Raw genomic sequence first — 16,537 nt, forward strand, 5'->3', positions numbered from 1 at the left:
CGGCTAAGCTACGTCGGCCGGGCCGATTCGGGAGCGGTCTGATGGCGATGTCGGTCACCGGCGAACTGGACCCGCGCGGCATTGTCCGCCAGGCGCTCGAGCATCTGGACCACGTATTGCCCGGCCAGGCGCCGATCCACGATTTCGTGCACCACAATACCTTGCACGGCTTTCAGCATTTGCCGTTCGAACAAGCCTTGGCCGAATTTACCGAGCTGACCGGCATCGACTGCTATCTGTCGGCCGAGCAGTTTCGCGAGTTCTACCGGCAACAACGCATCACCGACCGCGATCTCGATGCCGCGCTGCAGCAGCGCTTCGGCAGCGCTTTAACCGAACCGCTGGCCGGCTACCCCGGCGCGACGCAGCGCGAACTTTACCGCGCGGTTTTATTGCACGACATCCAGGTTATTACCCCGCAGCAACTCGCCTGGCGGCTGCGCGAATCGGCCGAGTTCGCCAGCGAAACCTGCGGCTGCGGGCCGTTGCCGGAGCTGTGGCAGGCCGTATCGGCCAAATTGGAGTTGCCCGCAGCCGAGTTGCACCCCGAGGACATGTTGGAGCTATCCGCCGAGCAACTCGACGACTGGTTGCCGCAGATGGACGATGCCGAAAGTCCGGCGCGCTGGTTCGGCCGGGTCGGCGATGGCCGGACCTGGCGCGGCGTGCTGCTGGCGTTGGCCGGCAAGGACATTCTGGATTCGGTGCGGCCGCAATTGATTCGCTTGTGCGCGTCGCTGCTCGACGAAGGTTTGGCGGCCTGGCGCTTGCCGCAGCGCCAGGAACTGGGGCTGTATGCGGCTTGGCGGCAGGCGCTGGAGTACGATGCGCTGCCGTTATTTCACGATTTGGACGATTGGCGCGGCATCACGGCGCGCTTGCCGGAGCAGCCGCTGGACGCCATCGTGCAGCAATTGCAGGCCATGGCGTTGCCGGCGGCACGCTGGGAAGGTTATTTGCGGCGGCTGGCGCTGGAGTTGCCGGGCTGGTCCGGCCTGGTCAACTGGCGGCAGCGGCACCCGGATTATCGGGAAGGCCGGCCGGTACCGGTCGATTTGGCCGACTATCTGGCCATCCGCCTGGTGTTGGACCGGCTCTACGCGCAAGCGCTGTGCCGCAGCCTGTGGCATAGCCCGGCCCAACTCGACCGGTTGCAGGCATACTTTGAAATGCACCGAGCCGAATTCGCCGTGCGCCGGGCGCTGTTCGCCGGCGAATTGCCGGAGTATTTGGCCCAGGCCGCGCAGCAAGTGCTGTCCGCCGCCGATAGCTCGCGGCAAGCGTGGCAAACGCTGGCGGAACGGATTCGAACCTGGCGCCACAGCCCATTGGCGGTAACTCCAAACCGAGTCAACGCGTGCGACCATGGCTGGCGGCTGTTTTCGCTGTGCCGCCACTTGGCTTTGGCGCCCGACACCGTGTCCGCTATGGACAAAAGCCAATTGCTGGCCTGGTTGCCTATCGTCGATGCTTTCGACGGCCAACAACGGGCCATGGTGTGGTTGGATGCTTACGAGCGCCATTACCGCCAGGAGTTATTGCAGGCCTTGCACGCCAACCGTGGCCGTGGCCGTTGGCGGCAGCGCGAGCGGCGGCCGCAGGCCCAGGTTTTTTTCTGCATGGACGAGCGCGAAGAAAGTTTCCGCCGCCATTTGGAAGAGTTGAACCCGGCCGTGGAAACCTTGGGTGCGGCCGGATTTTTCGGCGTGGCGATGGATTACCGCGGTTTGGATGACCATCACGCCGCGCCGCTGTGCCCGGTGGTGGTCACGCCGGCGCACCGGGTCGAGGAAATCGGGTTGGCCGGCAGCGAGGATGCGCTGACCGCCCATCGCGCCGGCTTGAACCGGGCGCAAATCCTGAGCGATTGGCTGTATCAAACCTTGCGCCGGCATCTGTTGCGGGCTTATCCGCTGTTATACCTGTTTGCGCCGTTGAAGCTGGCCCGGTTGTTGGGCAAGACCCTGTGGCCGGACTTGCAATACCGTCTGGAACAGGCCTGGCAGACGCGGCTGGTGCCGGCGGCGCCGACTCGCTTGCAGTTCAGCGCGGATGCGGCAGCGCCGGCCGCAGCAAAGCCGGGTTTCAACGATGCGGAACAGGCGCAGCGGGTCGGCCAATTTTTGCGGACCACCGGCTTGAGTTACGGCTTTGCCCGCATCGTCGCCATTTTGGGCCACGGTTCCACCAGCCAAAACAATCCGCACGAGGCCGCCCACGATTGCGGCGCCTGCGGCGGCCGCCGCGGCGGACCGAATGCCAGGTTGTTCGCGGCTATGGCCAACCGGCCGCAAGTGCGCGCCTTGTTGGCTGCCCAGGGCATCGCGATTCCGGACGATACCTGGTTCGTCGGCGGCCAGCACGATACCTGCAGCGACGCGATTGACTGGTACGACGCGGATCTGGTGCCGGCTGCGCTGGCCGCGGATTTTGCCCGGTTGCAGGCCGATCTGGCAGAAGCCGACCGGCGGGCGGCGGCGGAACGTTGCCGGCGCTTTGCCTCGTCCGGTTATCCGGCTGCGCCGTGGGCCGCGTTCCGCCATGTGCAGCGCCGCGCCGCCGACTTGAGCCAGGTGCGGCCGGAGTTCGGCCATGCCACCAACGCCGCGGCGTTTATCGGCCGGCGCGCGGCGACGCAGGGCGTGTTTTTCGACCGCCGCCTGTTTTTGATTTCCTACGATCCGACCCAAGACGGCGACGGCGCGATTTTGGAGAACATTTTGCTGACCGCCGGACCGGTCGGCGCCGGCATCAATCTGGAGTATTACTTTTCGACCGTCAATAACGACCGGCTCGGCTGCGGCACCAAGATTCCGCATAACGTCACCGGTTTGTTCGGCGTGATGGAAGGCGCCGCCAGCGATTTGCGCACCGGTTTGCCGTTGCAGATGGTGGAAATTCACGAGGCGATGCGGCTGCAAATCGTGGTCGAGGCCAAGACCGAAGTGCTGGAACGCATTTACGGCCGGCAAGCGGCGTTGCAGGAACTGGTCGGCGGCGGTTGGGTGCATTTAAACGCTGTGGACCCGGACGACGGCCGGATTTTCCTGTTCGACCGCCGCGCCGGTTTCGTAGCCTGGCAACCGGAACCGCGCGAGTTGCCGCTGCGCGACGACTCGGCGGCCTGCTATGCCGGGCAGACCCAAGCCGTTGCGCCGATGTTGGTGCGACAGCCGGAAACCATGGAATAACGACGACGATGGCCGCATACGCATTCTTGATACCGCTGTTACCGCTGCTCGCTGCATCGTGCATCGGCGGTCTGCATTTTTTTAATCGGTTGCACGGTGTCGCCGGCGAGCGCATCAGCGTCCGCTTGGCGGTAGCGGCGATTGGCTTGTCCGCCGCGTTGGCCGCGAGTCTGGTCGGGTTGGAGCTGGCCGGCAGCGCCGGCGGGTTACAGGTTTACGGCAATTGGCTGGCCAGCGGCAAACTGGCGATAGCCTTTTCGTTGCAGGCGGGCGGTTTGAATATGGCATTGGCGGCCTTATTCGGCGTGCTGTTGCTGGTCGTGGCCCGCTTTTCCGCCAATTACCTGCACCGCGAGCCCGGTTTCCACCGTTTTTTCTTTATTCTGAGCCTGTTTGCCGCGGCAATGCTGTTGTTGGTGTTGGCCGGTAATGCGATATTCACCTTCGTCGGCTGGGAGGTCGCCGGCGTCTGTTCCTATCTGCTGATCGCCTACGCCTACGACCGGCCGGTCGCGGCGCACAACGCCACCCGCGCGTTTGTCACCAACCGGGTCGGCGACGGCGGATTTTTGCTGGGCATCGGCTTGATGCTGGCCTGGCTGGAAACCGCCGACTGGCAAAGCCTGAATGCCGGCGCGGCCGACCTGGACCGCGGCGACGCCACCTTGCTGGCTTTAAGTTTTGCCGTCGCCGCCTTCGCCAAATCGGCGCAGATCCCGTTTACGCCGTGGTTGGCGCGGGCGATGGAAGGGCCGACGCCGTCCAGCGCGATTTTTTACGGCGGGGCGATGGTGCACGCCGGCGTGTTCCTGGTCATTCAATTGCGGCCATTGTTCGAGCAGGCGCCGGCGGCGATGGCCTTGTTGGCGGCGATCGGGGCGATGACGGCGGTTTACGGCTATTGGGTGGGTTTGAGCCAGACCGATATCAAAAGCTCGCAGATATTCGCCGCGTCGGTGCAACTGGGGTTGATGTTCGTCGAATGCGGTTGCGGCTGGTGGACGTTGGCGGCCTGGCATTTGGCGGCGCATGCCGTGGTGCGCTGCTATCTGTTCCTGACGGCGCCGTCGATTTTGCATAGCACGCATGGCCGGCCGATAGCGCCGGTCGCGGCCACGCTTGCCGATTGCCGCTGGGCCTTCGTGGCCTCGTTACAGCGCGGCTGGCTGGAACCGGCCGTGGACTGGCTGTTGGTGAAGCCGGTGTTGCAATTGGCCAAGGACGCCCGCTATATCGAAGAGCGGATTCTGGACCCGCTGATGGGCTCGCCGGCGCCGGCGATTCGGGCGATGTCGACGTTGGCGCAACGCGAGGAGCAAAAAATGGGCGCCAATCTGAGCAGTGCCGAAGACCGTTTCGCCCAGGGTAGCGGTCTGGCCGGCAAGCTGGCGCAATGGACGGCGGCGTTGCTGAACTGGTTCGAATACCATTTCATCTTGCGCGGCATCGGCCGCGACTCGATCCAGGTCGGACGCCGGCTGGGGCGGGCGGCCAACCGTTTCGAACATTTGCTGCTGCGAGCCCGTTATCTGGCACTGTTCGTCTTGATTACCTTGATGGTGGCTTTGGGATACCGATGACGACCGATATTGTTTATTGGCAAGCTGCCGCGGCATTTCCGGTGCTGAGCGTGTTGACCGCGCTGCCGCTGTTGACCTGCGGCGCGGTTTTGGGCTTGAAAGGCTGGCGGCTGTGGCCGACCGCGTTGACCGGCGCGGTGCTGAACGTGGTGTTGAGCATTTATCTGCTGTGGGTGTTCGACGCCGAAGCCCCCGGCATCCATCTGGCCGAGAAAATCGACGGCCTGGGCTACCGGGTCGGCGTCGACGGCACCAATATTCTGTTCATCCCGTTGACGGCGGTGTTGGGCGCGCTGGCACTGGTCTATACCCTGATCACCCGCCACTGCAACGACCGCTTGTTCGTCGCCTGTTTGCTGGCTTACCAAGGCATTCTGATCGGCGCGTTTGCGGCGCTGAACACGCTGCAGTTTTGGTGCTGGAGCCTGTTGGAGCTGGTGCCGGTGGCCTTGCTGACCATGGTTGCCGGTACCGGCCGCTTGCGTAACCAGGCCGTCAAAACCCTGCTGCAATACTGGTTGTCCGCTCTAGCGATGAGTTTGGCCGGATTTCTGTTGCTGAGTTTCGGTCTGGCGGCGAACGGTATGGAATTGAGCTTCGATTGGCTGGCGTTGAAGCAGCATAATCTGGCGATTCCGAACGAGACCTTGATCTTTCTGTTGCTGTTCTTCGGCTTCGCGGTGCGGATGCCGCTGTTTCCGTTCCACGCCTGGCTGCCGGTACTGGGCGAACACGGTACCGCAGCCAGTGCGGCGATTTTCCTGCACGGCCTGAAGCTGGGCATCTACGCCTTAATCCGTTTCATCTTGCCGCTGACGCCGGGCGCCGCCGAACAATGGACCCATTTCGTCGTCACGCTGGGGTTGATCGGGATTTTTTACGGCGCATTGCTGGCCTTGATGCAAATCAACATGCGGCGCTTGATCGCGTTCGCGGTAATCAGCCATACCGGCATGCTGGCCATCGGCGTATTTTCGTTCAACGATTTTGCGCTGGAAGGCAGTATTTTGTTGTCGGTGGCTTACGGTCTGGCTTCCGCCGGCATGCTGTTCAGTATCGGCCTGATTTACGAACGCACCCGCACCTCGTTTCTGCCGCGCTTGGGCGGGCTGTTCGAGACCAATTCGACCTTGGCCCTGCTGTTTCTGATCTCGGCGCTGAGTACCATGGTGATGCCGGGCACGCCGGGATTCGACGCCGCCCACCTGCTGATCGAGGGCACCATCGAAGAGCACGGCTGGTGGATCGCGATCTCGATTCTGTTGGGCAACGTGCTGGGCGCGGCGTTTTTATTATGGGCGTTTCAGCGCCTGTTCATCGCCCATCCGCGCCGTTTCGTGCAGCCTTACGGCAGTATCCACCATCCGGTACTGAAAGAACGCATTATCGCCGTTACCGTATGCGGTTTATTGATCGGCACCGGTTTTTATACGACGCCTTGGTTGAAATACATCGACCAGGAAGCCCGCGAAATCGGCGAGCATTATCCGGCCCACCATCGCCACCATATCAACGAGACCCACCATGAATGAAGGTTTGCCGTTATTGACGCTATGCCTGCTCTGGCCCTTGCTCGGCGCGTTGGCGATTGGCTGCGTCCGCGATAGCGGCCGGGCGAAGCGGCTGGCCTTGGCGGTGGCCGGCGTCGAATTGCTGCTGACTTTGGGCGTCGTCTACGGGTTCGATCCGAGCGACGGCGGCTTTCAATGGCAGGAACAATACTCGTGGATACCCAGCCTGAACGCCTACTACGCGGTCGGGGTGGACGGCGTTTCGCTATTGTTTCTGCCGCTGACGGCTTTGCTGACCTTGATGGCGCTGTTGGCCGGCTGGAACGCGGCAACGCGCTTGCACCGCTTTCACTTGGCGCTGATGCTGATATTGGAAAGCGCCACCGTCGGCGTGTTCGTGGCATTGGACATGGCTTTGTTTTTTCTGTTTTGGGAGTTGACGTTGCCGCCGATTTTTTTCCTGGCCGGTTTATGGGGGATCGGTGCCGAACGGCGCCAGGCCGCATTGAAGTACACCTTATATATGTTGTTCGGCGGCGTGCCGCTGTTGTTCGCGATCGCGACGCTGGCGTTGAACCACGCCCATTACACCGGCGGCGGCGTGCCGGGCGGCTTGGCCTTCAGCGTGCCGGTGTTGCTGAACACGCCGATGGACGCCACATCGCAAGAACTGGTGTTTTTCCTGCTGATGCTCGGCTTCGCCGTCAAGGCGCCGCTGGTGCCGTTTCATACCTGGCTGCCGACGCTGGCGATGGAAGGGCCGGCATTTCTCAGCGCGTTGTTGGTCGGTTTGAAGTTGGGTTTGTACGGTATCGTCCGCTTTGCCTTGCCGTTGGCACCGCAAGCGGCACTGGAACACCGCTGGCTATTGGCCATCGTCGGCGCGGTTACGCTGGTATACGCGGCCCTGATCGCAATGCAGCAAACCAATCTGCGCCGCTTACTGGCCTATGCCAGCATTAGCCACGTCGGTTTGGTATTGGTGGGTTTGGCCGCATTCAATTACCAGGGCCAGCAAGGCGCGTTGCTGCAGTTGCTGAATTTTACCGTGGCCGCCGGCAGCCTGATGCTGATGGCCGGTATGTTGCAACAGCGCTTGGGCAGTTGCGAGCTGGTGCATTTGGGCGGATTGGCCAAACCGGCGCCGCGCTTGGCTTGCTTGTTCTTTTTGTTTGCGCTGGCTAACATGGGGGTACCCGGTACCAACGGTTTTCCGGCGGAATTGCTGGTTTTGGTCGGTACCTTGCAGGCGTATCCGGCCTTGGCGCTGGTGGCTTTGTTCGGCGCCGTGTTGAGTGCCGCCTATTTGCTCGGTTTTGCCAGGAAGGCCTTTTTCGGGCCGACCGGAACCGTCTCCGCCACTTGCCCCGATCTGACGACGCGCGAGCTGGTGCTATTGTTGGTGCCGGCTGTGCTGGTGCTGATGGTGGGATTCAGCCCGCAAAGCGTATTAGCCTGGCCGGAAAGCAGCCTGCAAATGCGGCAACGGGCCGTGGCCGAAGCTGAGGCGGTGCGCGCGGCTTCCGGGCTGACTCCGTCGCGGGCCGTGGTTTACCAACAGGGCTCGATTTAACTTAGGCCGAAAGCGCGAACCAGGCCGGAAAATTGATTGGCATATAGTTTCGAATCGATATAGTATTGACTTCAGCCCGGCCTGCTTTAGGTCGGCGTACCGAAAAACTCATTCTGTTATTGGGATTACCCCATTAAGGACGACAACTATGCATACTCCTGCGAAATTATTGTTAGAAAATAGAGCCTGGTCCGAAGAAATCAGTAGAAAGGACCCGGATTTTTTTGCCCAGTTGGCCAAGGAACAAAAACCGGATTTTTTGTGGATCGGTTGTTCCGACAGCCGGGTGCCGGCGGATACCATCGTTAACGCCAGACCGGGCGAGATTTTCGTCCACCGCAACATCGCCAATCAGGTTATAGTCACCGACTTCAACTGCCTCAGCGTGGTGCAATACGCCGTCAACGTCTTGAAAGTCAAACACGTCATCGTCTGCGGCCATTACGGTTGCGGCGGGGTCAAGGCAGCGTTGCAGCAGCAAAAATCCGATCTGGTCATAGCCAACAAATGGCTGATGCATATCAAGGACGTGTACCGCCTGCACCAGGAAGAGCTGGAGTCGATCTCGCCGGAGCAGAAAGTGGACCGCCTGATCGAGTTGAACATCGTCGAACAGGTCTACCGCTTGGCGTATACCTCGATTATCCAGTCCGCCTGGCGCCACGGTCACAAACCCAGTTTGCACGGCTGGGTATACGGTTTGAACGACGGTTTGATCCAGGAATTGATCAAGCTCGACCATAACACCCAGATCAATCCGATTTACCGTTACGCGGATTAAACTGCGAGCTCCCTTAACTACCGATTGAAGCCAATGACATCGCAACTGAATTTGTACTTGAAGCATTTGCACCAGGATTTGCCGGCCGGCATCGTGGTTTTTCTGGTGGCGCTGCCGCTCTGCCTGGGCGTGGCGCTGGCGTCCGGCGCGCCGCTGTTTTCCGGGATCATTGCCGGCCTGATCGGCGGTTTGCTGGTGTCCTGGGCCAGCGGCTCGCAGCTCAGTGTGTCCGGTCCGGCCGCCGGTCTGACCGTGATCGTGTTCGAGGCGATAGAGACTTTGGGCGGTTTCGGCGGCTTTTTGTTGAGCGTCGTGCTGGCCGGCGGGTTGCAGATTGTGTTGGGCTTCTTGAAAGCCGGGGTCATCGGTGCATTTTTTCCGGCGGCGGTGATCAAAGGCATGCTGGCGGCCATCGGTTTGATTTTGATCATCAAGCAGACGCCGCACGCCACCGGTTTCGACGCCAGCCCCGAAGGCGACGAGAGCTATATGCAGGAGACCGCCGAATCGAGTTTTTTCGAGTTGTCGGAAGCATTGGAAGGCATTACGCCGGGCGTGACGCTGGTCAGCGTCGTGGCCTTGCTGATCCTGATCATTTGGGACAGCGCTTTCGTCAAACGCGTTAAAGCGTTTCGGCTGGTGCCGGGGCCGTTGCTGGCCGTGATTTGGGGCGTTGGCTTCAATGTCGCGGCGTTGCGCTATTTTCCGGAACTGGCGATCAGCGAGAAGCATTTGGTTTCGTTGCCGGAGTTGGGCAGTACCGCCAATTTCCTCAACCAGTTGCGGTTACCGGATTTCAGCTATTTCGATAATCCGAAAATTTATTCGATTGCTGTGACCATCGCCGTTATCGCCAGCCTGGAAACCCTGTTGAGCATCGAGGCGGTCGATAAGCTGGACCCGCATAAACGGGTGGCGCCGACCAACCGCGAGTTGAAGGCGCAGGGCTTGGGCAATGTCGTCAGCGGCCTGATCGGCGGCTTGCCGATCACCGCGGTAATCGTACGCAGTTCGGCCAATATCAACGCCGGCGGCCAAACCCGGGTGGCCAGCTTTTTCCACGGCGTGCTGTTGATGGTCAGCGTGCTGTTTTTCGCCAAGTACCTGAACATGATTCCGCTGGCCTGTCTGGCGGCGATATTGCTGCAAACCGGTTACAAATTAGCCAAGCCGGGCATGTTCGTCGAGTTTTACCGCAAGGGCTGGAACCAATTCCTGCCGTTCGTCATTACCGTTGGCGCGATTCTGTTGACCGATTTGCTGGTCGGTATCGCGATCGGTATGATCTGCGGCTTCTTCTTCGTGTTGCGCGCCAATTTCCACGCCGCGATTACGTTGACCCAACACGGCGAACACTATCTGTTGCGTTTGCATAAAGACGTATCGTTTTTGAACAAGGCCCTGCTGCGCAAGTATCTGCAAGAGGTACCGGATGATTGCGAGTTGCTGATAGACGGTTACAAGGCGCAATTCGTCGATTTGGATATTCTGGAGACCATCGGCGATTTCATGCTGGCAGCGCCGGACCGCGGCATTGCCGTGGAAATCCAAGGCATCCCGTTGGAAGACATTACGCCGTCCGCCGGCCATTGATCCGCCGGCCCGCTCGCCAGCGCGGCGGGCGGCTGTTCGACCGTCTCTATCTATCACCGACATTCCGTTCGGGCAAAGCAGGTCTAAGCCCGGGCGGCTGCCGGAGTCAATCCCGCTATCAACTCCCGTATCGCGCCGCTTTGGCGTTCGATGTCCCGCACTAGCTCGAATTGGGCCAGCGCCCGGCGCAGATTTTGGCCGGCGTCGTCGACTTTAAAATAACGGTTGCCCTGCAAATAATCGGTGAAGAAGCGCAAACCCAGTTCGAACGGGATCAGGCGAATCGCCGGATACAGATAACGGTAATCCGCCGCCGTAAAAAATCCGCCCGCCTCGGCCAGATAATGCTCCAGAATCGTGCGGCAGCGCGGCAGATCGAAACCGTTGGTTTCCGGAATGTGGCAACAGGAGCGCAGGCAATCGCCGATATCGTAATGTACCAGGCCCGGTTTGACGGTATCCAAGTCGACCAAACCGATAATCCGGTCGCTGTCCGGTTCGAACAGAAAGTTATTCAGTTTCGGGTCGCCGTGAATCACGCGTTCGGCCAATTCGCCGCGGTGTTTGGCCTGTTCCAGCTCGCCGATTTGTGCGGCGAAATCGGCGATAAAATCGCGGCAGCGTTGAATGTCGGGGCTGGCCGGCAAGATTGGCGTTTGCGCCAAAGCGGTTTGATATTGGCGAAAATATTCCGGCGCGATATGAAAGCCGGGCAGGGTGTCGTGCAGGGTTTCGGCGGCCATAGCGCTGCACAAGCTATGAAAATGGCCGAGTGCGGCGCCGACTTGGCCGGCTTGGGCCGGATTGGCGAGCCGCTCCCGGCTTTCGGAAGGCGCGATCCATTCCAGTGCCCGCCAGACCCGGCCGCTGGCGTCGTCGCGAATGTGCCAGCCGTCTGCGGCCGGCAGCAGCCGCGGGATCCGTAGCCGCACCGCACTGGCTTGTTGCCGGCCGATATGCAGGCTCAATAGGTTTAAATTGACGGCGATGCGTTCCGGATGCGGGAAAACCCGTTCGTTGATGGCTTGTAAGACAAAGTTGCCGCCGTCCGTTTCGACCAGGAAGGTGTCGTTGATCAAGCCGTTGCCTAGCGGCCGGACCGCGCCGATGCGCCGGCCGCCGGCGAAGCGGCGGGCAATCGGTTCCAGCCGGTTCAAGGGGTTAGCTGCCGGGCCAACGCCCGCAAGGCTTGGCCGCGGTGGCTGATCGCATTTTTGGTTTCCGGCGCCAGTTGCGCGGAGGAACATTGGTATTGGTCCAGCCAGAAGATCGGATCGTAACCGAAGCCGTTTTCGCCGACCGCCGCACGCAGGATTTTGCCCTCCCAAACGCCTTGCGCGATCAGCGGCGTCGGGTCGGCGGCGTGGCGCAAATAGACCATCACGCAAACAAAGCGGGCGCTGCGCAAGGTATCCGGCACCTCGCGCATTTCCACCAGCAGTTTTTCCAGATTGGCCCGGTCGTCGGCGCCAATGCCGGCATAGCGCGCGGAAATCACGCCGGGCGCGCCGTTCAGTGCGTCGACCACGATGCCGGAATCGTCGGCAATCGCCGGCAGCCGGCAATGGGCGGCGGCGTTGCGGGCCTTGATGATCGCATTTTCGATGAAGGTGGAACCGGTTTCCTCCGGCTCGGCGACGTTGAATTGCGACTGCGGCAGAATCCGGTCGTTTTGCAGAATGGCCTGGATCTCCCGAATCTTGCCGGGATTGCCGCTGGCTAAAACAATCGAACTCATCCGTTTACAGCACAACCCGCAGCGGCGCCGGTTTTACGGCGTCGCGTAACGCGGCTTGTTGTTTTTCGATCAGTTGGTTGATGCCCAATTCGGCCAATTCCAGCATGACGTTGAGTTCGTCCTTTCTGAAGGCATGGCCCTCGGCGGTGCCCTGGACTTCGATGAAATGGCCGGCTTCGTTCATGACCACGTTCATATCGGTTTCGGCCTGATGGTCTTCGGCATAGTCCAGATCCAACACCGGCACGCCGTTGTAAATACCCACCGAGACCGACGCGACTTGGCCGTGCAGCGGGTTTTTCTTAATCTTGTGGGTTTTCAGCAGGTGGTCGATCGCAATCGACAGGGCGACGAAACCGCCGGTAATCGAGGCGGTGCGGGTGCCGCCGTCGGCTTGGATCACGTCGCAATCGATGGTGATGGTATTCTCGCCCAGCGCCTTCAAGTCGATGGCGGCACGCAAGGAGCGGCCGATCAAGCGTTGGATTTCCAGCGTTCTGCCGCCTTGTTTGCCGCGGCCGGCTTCACGATCCATCCGGCTGTGGGTCGAGCGCGGCAGCATGCCGTATTCGGCGGTGACCCAGCCCTCGCCCTTGCCTTTCAAAAACCGGGGGACGCTGTTGTCGACGCTGGCGGTGCACAAGACCCGGGTGTCGCCGAATTCCACCAACACCGAGCCTTCGGCGTGTTTGGTGTAATGGCAGGTAAAACGAATTTCGCGTAATTGGTCCGGATTGCGTCCGCTTGGTCTCATAGGTGTCTCGGCAGTATCAAAAGTTGCGGCATTATACTGGCTTTGCCGGGCCGGTTTTTAACTATTGGGGACTTAGCGCCTGCTGCAATTCGGCCACGCTTTGCGGCCGGTTTTCCGGAAAAATCGCCATGGCCCAGTCGATGGCCTTTAACAGATATTCCGGAAACCGGCGTTTGTGGGCTTTGACGGCCGGCGGCAAGTTGTCCTGTTTGACCCGGTCCGGCGACGGTATCGGGATTTTGAAGTCGAGGCAGGCGCGCATGCTGGCGCCGACGGCGTAGATATCCGACCAGGGGCCGAGGTTGCCGTTGTTGTCGTATTGTTCGATCGGCGAATAGCCGTTGGTCAGCACCTTGGCGCGGTTGCGTTGCGGGTCCAGCGTAATTTTGCGGATCGCGCCGAAGTCCAGCAACAGCGGATCGTTTTCGGCGCGGATCAGAATGTTGGCGGGCTTGATATCCAGATGCACCAAGCCTTTTTGGTGCACGGCCTCGATGCCGTTCAGCAGCAGAGGAAATACCGCCAGCAGGAACTCTTCGGTGATGGGCAGCATTTTGCGGTGCAGGATTTTGTCCAGCGTGACGCCGTAGTCGTAGGTCATGACCATATACACGGTATCGTTGGCCTGGAAGAAGTTGATTACATCGACGATGTTGTGGTGTTTCAACATCGCCAGCACCTTGGCTTCCTCGAAAAACAGCGCCCGGCCGCGCATGAACAAGGTCTTGGCCTCATCGCCGTTCGGCGCCACCAGGTTGTTCCAGGTGCGGTGCGCCAGCTTGCGCGGCAGGTATTCCTTGATCGCCACTTGGGTCTGGTCCGTCATTTGCCGGGCCAGATACACCGAACTGAAGCCGCCGTGCGCCAATTCCCGCTCGATCATGTACTGATCTATAATGGTTCCCGATTGCAGGTAGTTCCATTGTTTCGGGTAGGTTTCCGGATCGTAGTATTCGGCCATGGGCAAAGCTGCACGGGTAAAGCGTGAAGATTATAGGTGAAAAATGATTAGAAGCATGACCGCGTTCGCGGACGGCGAAATGAGTGCCGACAACCTGACTATCTTGTGCGAATTGCGTTCGGTTAACCACCGTTACAGCGATGTCAGCGTCAAGCTGCCCGAGCGTTTGCGCTTTGCCGAAGCCGATGTCCGCCGTTTGATCTCGGAAAAACTGAAACGCGGCAAGATCGAATGTTGCTTGAGTTACAAGAAGCAGGCCGGCGAAGCCAGCTTCAACGTCAACCGCGAAATCGTGCAGCGGCTGCTGGCGGCTACCGCGGCCATCGAAGCCGAAATGCACAATCCGCAAGCCTTTTCCGCGCTCGACGTGTTGGCTTTCCCCGGCGTGCAGCAAGAGCAGGAAACCGACAAGGAGGCCTTGCGCGACAAGATCGTCCAGCTTTTGGACGATACCTTGGACAAAATGCTGGAGACCCGTGCCCGCGAGGGGGCACAACTGGCGCAATTGCTGGAAGACCGTTGCCAGAAGGTGATGCTGCTGGTCGAAGCCGCCCACAAACGCATGCCCGAGGTATTGAACAACTTGCGCAACAAACTGACGGCGCGGGTACTGGAAATGGTGGCCGAGCCCAATTTCGACCGGCTGGAGCAGGAGCTGGTACTGCTGGCGCAAAAGTTAGACGTGGCGGAAGAGCTGGACCGGCTGGAAACCCATGTGTTGGAAGTGCTGCGCGCATTAAAACAGCCGGAACCCACCGGCCGCCGCCTGGATTTTCTGATGCAGGAAATGAACCGGGAAGCCAATACGCTAGGCTCCAAATCCGCCGACCGGGAAATGACCCAGATCTCGATCGATTTGAAAGTATTGATCGAGCAGATGCGCGAGCAGATTCAGAACATCGAGTAACGCCAAGCGCTGGCTGGCCGGGGAATTTCGATTATTCCCGGCCCGAATGCTCCCGTTATCCGGCCGGGGATGCGGCCGCCACCGTGCGGATTAGCCCAACATCCCGGCAATCTCCCGAAAACACGCCAGCCCAGCCTCCACGTTATCGATAATCTCCGCCGCAATATCATCCGGTTCCGGCAGATTATCCAGATCGGCCAACGACTTGTCCTTCAGCCAAAAAATATCCAGACTGGTTTTGTCTCTGGCCAGGATTTGCTCGTAGCTGAACTTGCGCCAGCGGCCTTCCGGGTTGGTTTGCTCGTGCCAGGTTTCGCTGCGTTGCTGGCGGTTGGCCGGGTTGTAGCAGGCGATAAAATCCTGTAAATCCTCGAAGCGCAGGGGTTTCTTTTTCAGCGTGTGGTGGATGTTGGTGCGGTAATCGTAATACCAGATTTCCTTGGTCCAAGGATTCGGGCTGGCCTCGCGGTTATCAAAAAACAGCACGTTCGCCTTGACGCCGTTGGCGTAAAAAATCCCTGTCGGCAGCCGCAGAATGGTATGCAGGTCGGTATTCTGCATCAGCTTTTGGCGGACTTTTTCTCCGGCACCGCCTTCAAACAACACATTATCCGGCACCACCACGGCGGCACGGCCGCTGATTTTCAGCATGCTGCGAATGTGCTGCACGAAGTTCAACTGCTTGTTGGACGTGGTGGCCCAGAAGTCCTGGCGGTTATAGGTTAAATCGTCTTTTTCCTGCTCGCCTTCCTCGTTGGTAAAAGTCATGCTGCTTTTCTTACCAAACGGCGGATTGGCCAACACATAATCCACCGTTTCCGCCGGCGGCGATACCAAGGCATCGTTGGCAGATACGGCACTGTTGCCGTCGATCTCGCCTATGTTATGCAAAAACATGTTCATCAAGCACAGGCGGCGCGTGTTGGCGACGATCTCGTTACCGTAAAAAGTTTCGTGCTTCAAAAACGCCAACTGCTTTTTATCCAACGGATAATGGGTTTTCAAAAAATCATAGGCCGCCAAAAAGAATCCGCCGGTGCCGCAGGCCGGGTCGGCAATGCTCTTGCTCGGCTCAGGCCGCACACATTCCACCATCGTTTTGATCAAAGCCCTCGGCGTAAAGTATTGGCCGGCGCCGGACTTGGTATCCTCCGCGTTTTTTTCCAGCAGACCCTCGTAAATAGTGCCCTTGGTGTCCGCACCCAACAACACCCAATCGGTATCGTTGACCAGCTCGATTAGCCGCGACAACTTGGCGGGGTCTTGAATCTTGTTTTGCGCCTTGGTGAAAATCTGCCCCAGCATCCCCGGCTTGTTGCCCAGTTCGCGCAGCAACAGCACATAATGCCCTTCCAGCGCCGCGCCTTTTTTGGCTTTCAGGCTTTGCCAGTTGTAGTCGGCCGGAATGCCGACATTGCGGTTATGCGGCGGCCGGCTGTACTCGTCGGCCATTTTCAGGAAGATCAAGTAAGTCAGTTGTTCCAGATAATCGCCATAACCCACGCCGTCGTCGCGCAGGGTGGTACAAAAACTCCAGACTTTGGAAACGATGGATTCGGCGTTCATTAACAGTTTTCTAACAGTTTATTCATAAGATTGACGCACAGATTGCAGTGTGTCGGATAAGGGCAAACGTTCGCCAGACGCAAGTTGCGCTAGCGAAGTGTTGATATCGTTTATGATTTCTAACCAAGTAATGTTCTTCCCCGTCGCCCGCTCGTACAAGGTTTCGGGCGACACATCGAAGCCGCAATCCCAAACCACGGTAGACCATTCATCCAGGCTGAATTGTTGAAAGCGGCTTTTATCGCGTAAGGGTTCTGCTGCCGGGTATTTGAAAACTAAATCCTGCAAATCCACCTCACCGTTCGCGCCGTCGTTGAAGTGCAGGCGTAATCGGTAGTCACCCAGATACTCTGCTTGAGTTACGCTAATAATCATGTTCACC

At 59.5% G+C, this 16,537-nt stretch carries 13 protein-coding genes; 7 read left to right on the forward strand and 6 right to left on the reverse strand.

Annotation, left to right across the window (positions count from 1 at the left end; genetic code table 11):
* The first annotated feature begins 41 nt into the window (after positions 1 to 41).
* The 6 genes from VXJ35_RS02190 to VXJ35_RS02215 all read left to right on the forward strand — a co-directional run bounded on the left by VXJ35_RS02190 (position 42) and on the right by VXJ35_RS02215 (position 10,229).
* Positions 42 to 3,191 carry a DUF2309 domain-containing protein gene (locus VXJ35_RS02190; protein WP_064020313.1) on the forward strand — a complete coding sequence of 1,050 codons (3,150 nt, stop codon included), beginning with the start codon at positions 42 to 44 and terminating at the stop codon, positions 3,189 to 3,191.
* A gap of 8 nt (positions 3,192 to 3,199) precedes the next feature.
* Positions 3,200 to 4,771, forward strand: coding sequence for a proton-conducting transporter membrane subunit (locus VXJ35_RS02195; RefSeq protein WP_064020314.1), 1,572 nt, complete (start codon positions 3,200 to 3,202; stop codon positions 4,769 to 4,771).
* Positions 4,768 to 6,303 (forward strand): NuoM family protein, encoded by a 1,536-nt coding sequence (locus VXJ35_RS02200; RefSeq protein ID WP_064020315.1) that lies wholly within the window; start codon positions 4,768 to 4,770, stop codon positions 6,301 to 6,303. Before VXJ35_RS02195 ends, VXJ35_RS02200 begins: the two co-directional genes overlap by 4 nt.
* Positions 6,296 to 7,855, forward strand: a complete 1,560-nt coding sequence (locus tag VXJ35_RS02205; RefSeq protein ID WP_064020316.1) for a NuoM family protein — start codon at positions 6,296 to 6,298, stop codon at positions 7,853 to 7,855. The genes VXJ35_RS02200 and VXJ35_RS02205 overlap by 8 nt, the downstream gene beginning before the upstream one ends.
* 148 nt (positions 7,856 to 8,003) lie before the next feature.
* Complete coding sequence (gene can, locus VXJ35_RS02210; protein WP_064020317.1) at positions 8,004 to 8,636, forward strand: carbonate dehydratase; 633 nt, start codon at positions 8,004 to 8,006, stop codon at positions 8,634 to 8,636.
* Positions 8,637 to 8,669: 33 nt separating this feature from the next.
* Entirely contained in the window at positions 8,670 to 10,229 is a 1,560-nt protein-coding gene (locus VXJ35_RS02215; RefSeq protein ID WP_064020318.1) for a SulP family inorganic anion transporter, read from the forward strand.
* Positions 10,230 to 10,312: 83 nt separating this feature from the next.
* On the opposite strand, the gene VXJ35_RS02220 is transcribed toward VXJ35_RS02215, so the two are convergent.
* From VXJ35_RS02220 to VXJ35_RS02235, 4 genes are all read right to left on the reverse strand, one after another.
* Positions 10,313 to 11,386, reverse strand: a complete 1,074-nt coding sequence (locus VXJ35_RS02220; RefSeq protein WP_064020319.1) for a phosphotransferase enzyme family protein — start codon at positions 11,384 to 11,386, stop codon at positions 10,313 to 10,315.
* Positions 11,383 to 11,967 (reverse strand): RdgB/HAM1 family non-canonical purine NTP pyrophosphatase, encoded by a 585-nt coding sequence (rdgB, locus tag VXJ35_RS02225; protein ID WP_064020320.1) that lies wholly within the window; start codon positions 11,965 to 11,967, stop codon positions 11,383 to 11,385. The genes VXJ35_RS02220 and rdgB overlap by 4 nt, the downstream gene beginning before the upstream one ends.
* 4 nt (positions 11,968 to 11,971) lie before the next feature.
* Positions 11,972 to 12,721 (reverse strand): ribonuclease PH, encoded by a 750-nt coding sequence (gene rph, locus VXJ35_RS02230; protein WP_054763034.1) that lies wholly within the window; start codon positions 12,719 to 12,721, stop codon positions 11,972 to 11,974.
* Between the two features lie 61 nt (positions 12,722 to 12,782).
* Complete coding sequence (locus tag VXJ35_RS02235; protein WP_054763035.1) at positions 12,783 to 13,682, reverse strand: serine/threonine-protein kinase; 900 nt, start codon at positions 13,680 to 13,682, stop codon at positions 12,783 to 12,785.
* A gap of 43 nt (positions 13,683 to 13,725) precedes the next feature.
* Here VXJ35_RS02235 and VXJ35_RS02240 point away from each other — a divergent pair, with 43 nt between their 5' ends.
* Positions 13,726 to 14,589 (forward strand): YicC/YloC family endoribonuclease, encoded by an 864-nt coding sequence (locus VXJ35_RS02240; protein WP_054763036.1) that lies wholly within the window; start codon positions 13,726 to 13,728, stop codon positions 14,587 to 14,589.
* A gap of 90 nt (positions 14,590 to 14,679) precedes the next feature.
* Here the strand turns inward: VXJ35_RS02240 and VXJ35_RS02245 are convergent, their stop codons facing one another.
* Positions 14,680 to 16,155, reverse strand: coding sequence for a class I SAM-dependent DNA methyltransferase (locus tag VXJ35_RS02245; RefSeq protein WP_064020321.1), 1,476 nt, complete (start codon positions 16,153 to 16,155; stop codon positions 14,680 to 14,682).
* Between the two features lie 18 nt (positions 16,156 to 16,173).
* Positions 16,174 to 16,530, reverse strand: a complete 357-nt coding sequence (locus tag VXJ35_RS02250; protein WP_082409911.1) for a DUF2442 domain-containing protein — start codon at positions 16,528 to 16,530, stop codon at positions 16,174 to 16,176.
* Positions 16,531 to 16,537 lie beyond the last annotated feature (7 nt).

The sequence above is a fragment of the Methylomonas sp. DH-1 genome, from assembly GCF_046097555.1.
GTDB classification, from domain to species: Bacteria; Pseudomonadota; Gammaproteobacteria; order Methylococcales; family Methylomonadaceae; genus Methylomonas; species Methylomonas koyamae.

Excerpts from the sequence above, each read along its gene's own strand:
- VXJ35_RS02190 (WP_064020313.1), top strand. The coding sequence starts at position 42 with ATGGCGATGTCGGTCACCGGCGAACTGGACCCGCGCGGCATTGTCCGC.
- VXJ35_RS02195 (WP_064020314.1), top strand. The coding sequence starts at position 3,200 with ATGGCCGCATACGCATTCTTGATACCGCTGTTACCGCTGCTCGCTGCA.
- VXJ35_RS02200 (WP_064020315.1), top strand. The coding sequence starts at position 4,768 with ATGACGACCGATATTGTTTATTGGCAAGCTGCCGCGGCATTTCCGGTG.
- VXJ35_RS02205 (WP_064020316.1), top strand. The coding sequence starts at position 6,296 with ATGAATGAAGGTTTGCCGTTATTGACGCTATGCCTGCTCTGGCCCTTG.
- can (WP_064020317.1), top strand. The coding sequence starts at position 8,004 with ATGCATACTCCTGCGAAATTATTGTTAGAAAATAGAGCCTGGTCCGAA.
- VXJ35_RS02215 (WP_064020318.1), top strand. The coding sequence starts at position 8,670 with ATGACATCGCAACTGAATTTGTACTTGAAGCATTTGCACCAGGATTTG.
- rdgB (WP_064020320.1), bottom strand. The coding sequence starts at position 11,967 with ATGAGTTCGATTGTTTTAGCCAGCGGCAATCCCGGCAAGATTCGGGAG.
- rph (WP_054763034.1), bottom strand. The coding sequence starts at position 12,721 with ATGAGACCAAGCGGACGCAATCCGGACCAATTACGCGAAATTCGTTTT.
- VXJ35_RS02235 (WP_054763035.1), bottom strand. The coding sequence starts at position 13,682 with ATGGCCGAATACTACGATCCGGAAACCTACCCGAAACAATGGAACTAC.
- VXJ35_RS02240 (WP_054763036.1), top strand. The coding sequence starts at position 13,726 with ATGATTAGAAGCATGACCGCGTTCGCGGACGGCGAAATGAGTGCCGAC.
- VXJ35_RS02245 (WP_064020321.1), bottom strand. The coding sequence starts at position 16,155 with ATGAACGCCGAATCCATCGTTTCCAAAGTCTGGAGTTTTTGTACCACC.
- VXJ35_RS02250 (WP_082409911.1), bottom strand. The coding sequence starts at position 16,530 with ATGATTATTAGCGTAACTCAAGCAGAGTATCTGGGTGACTACCGATTA.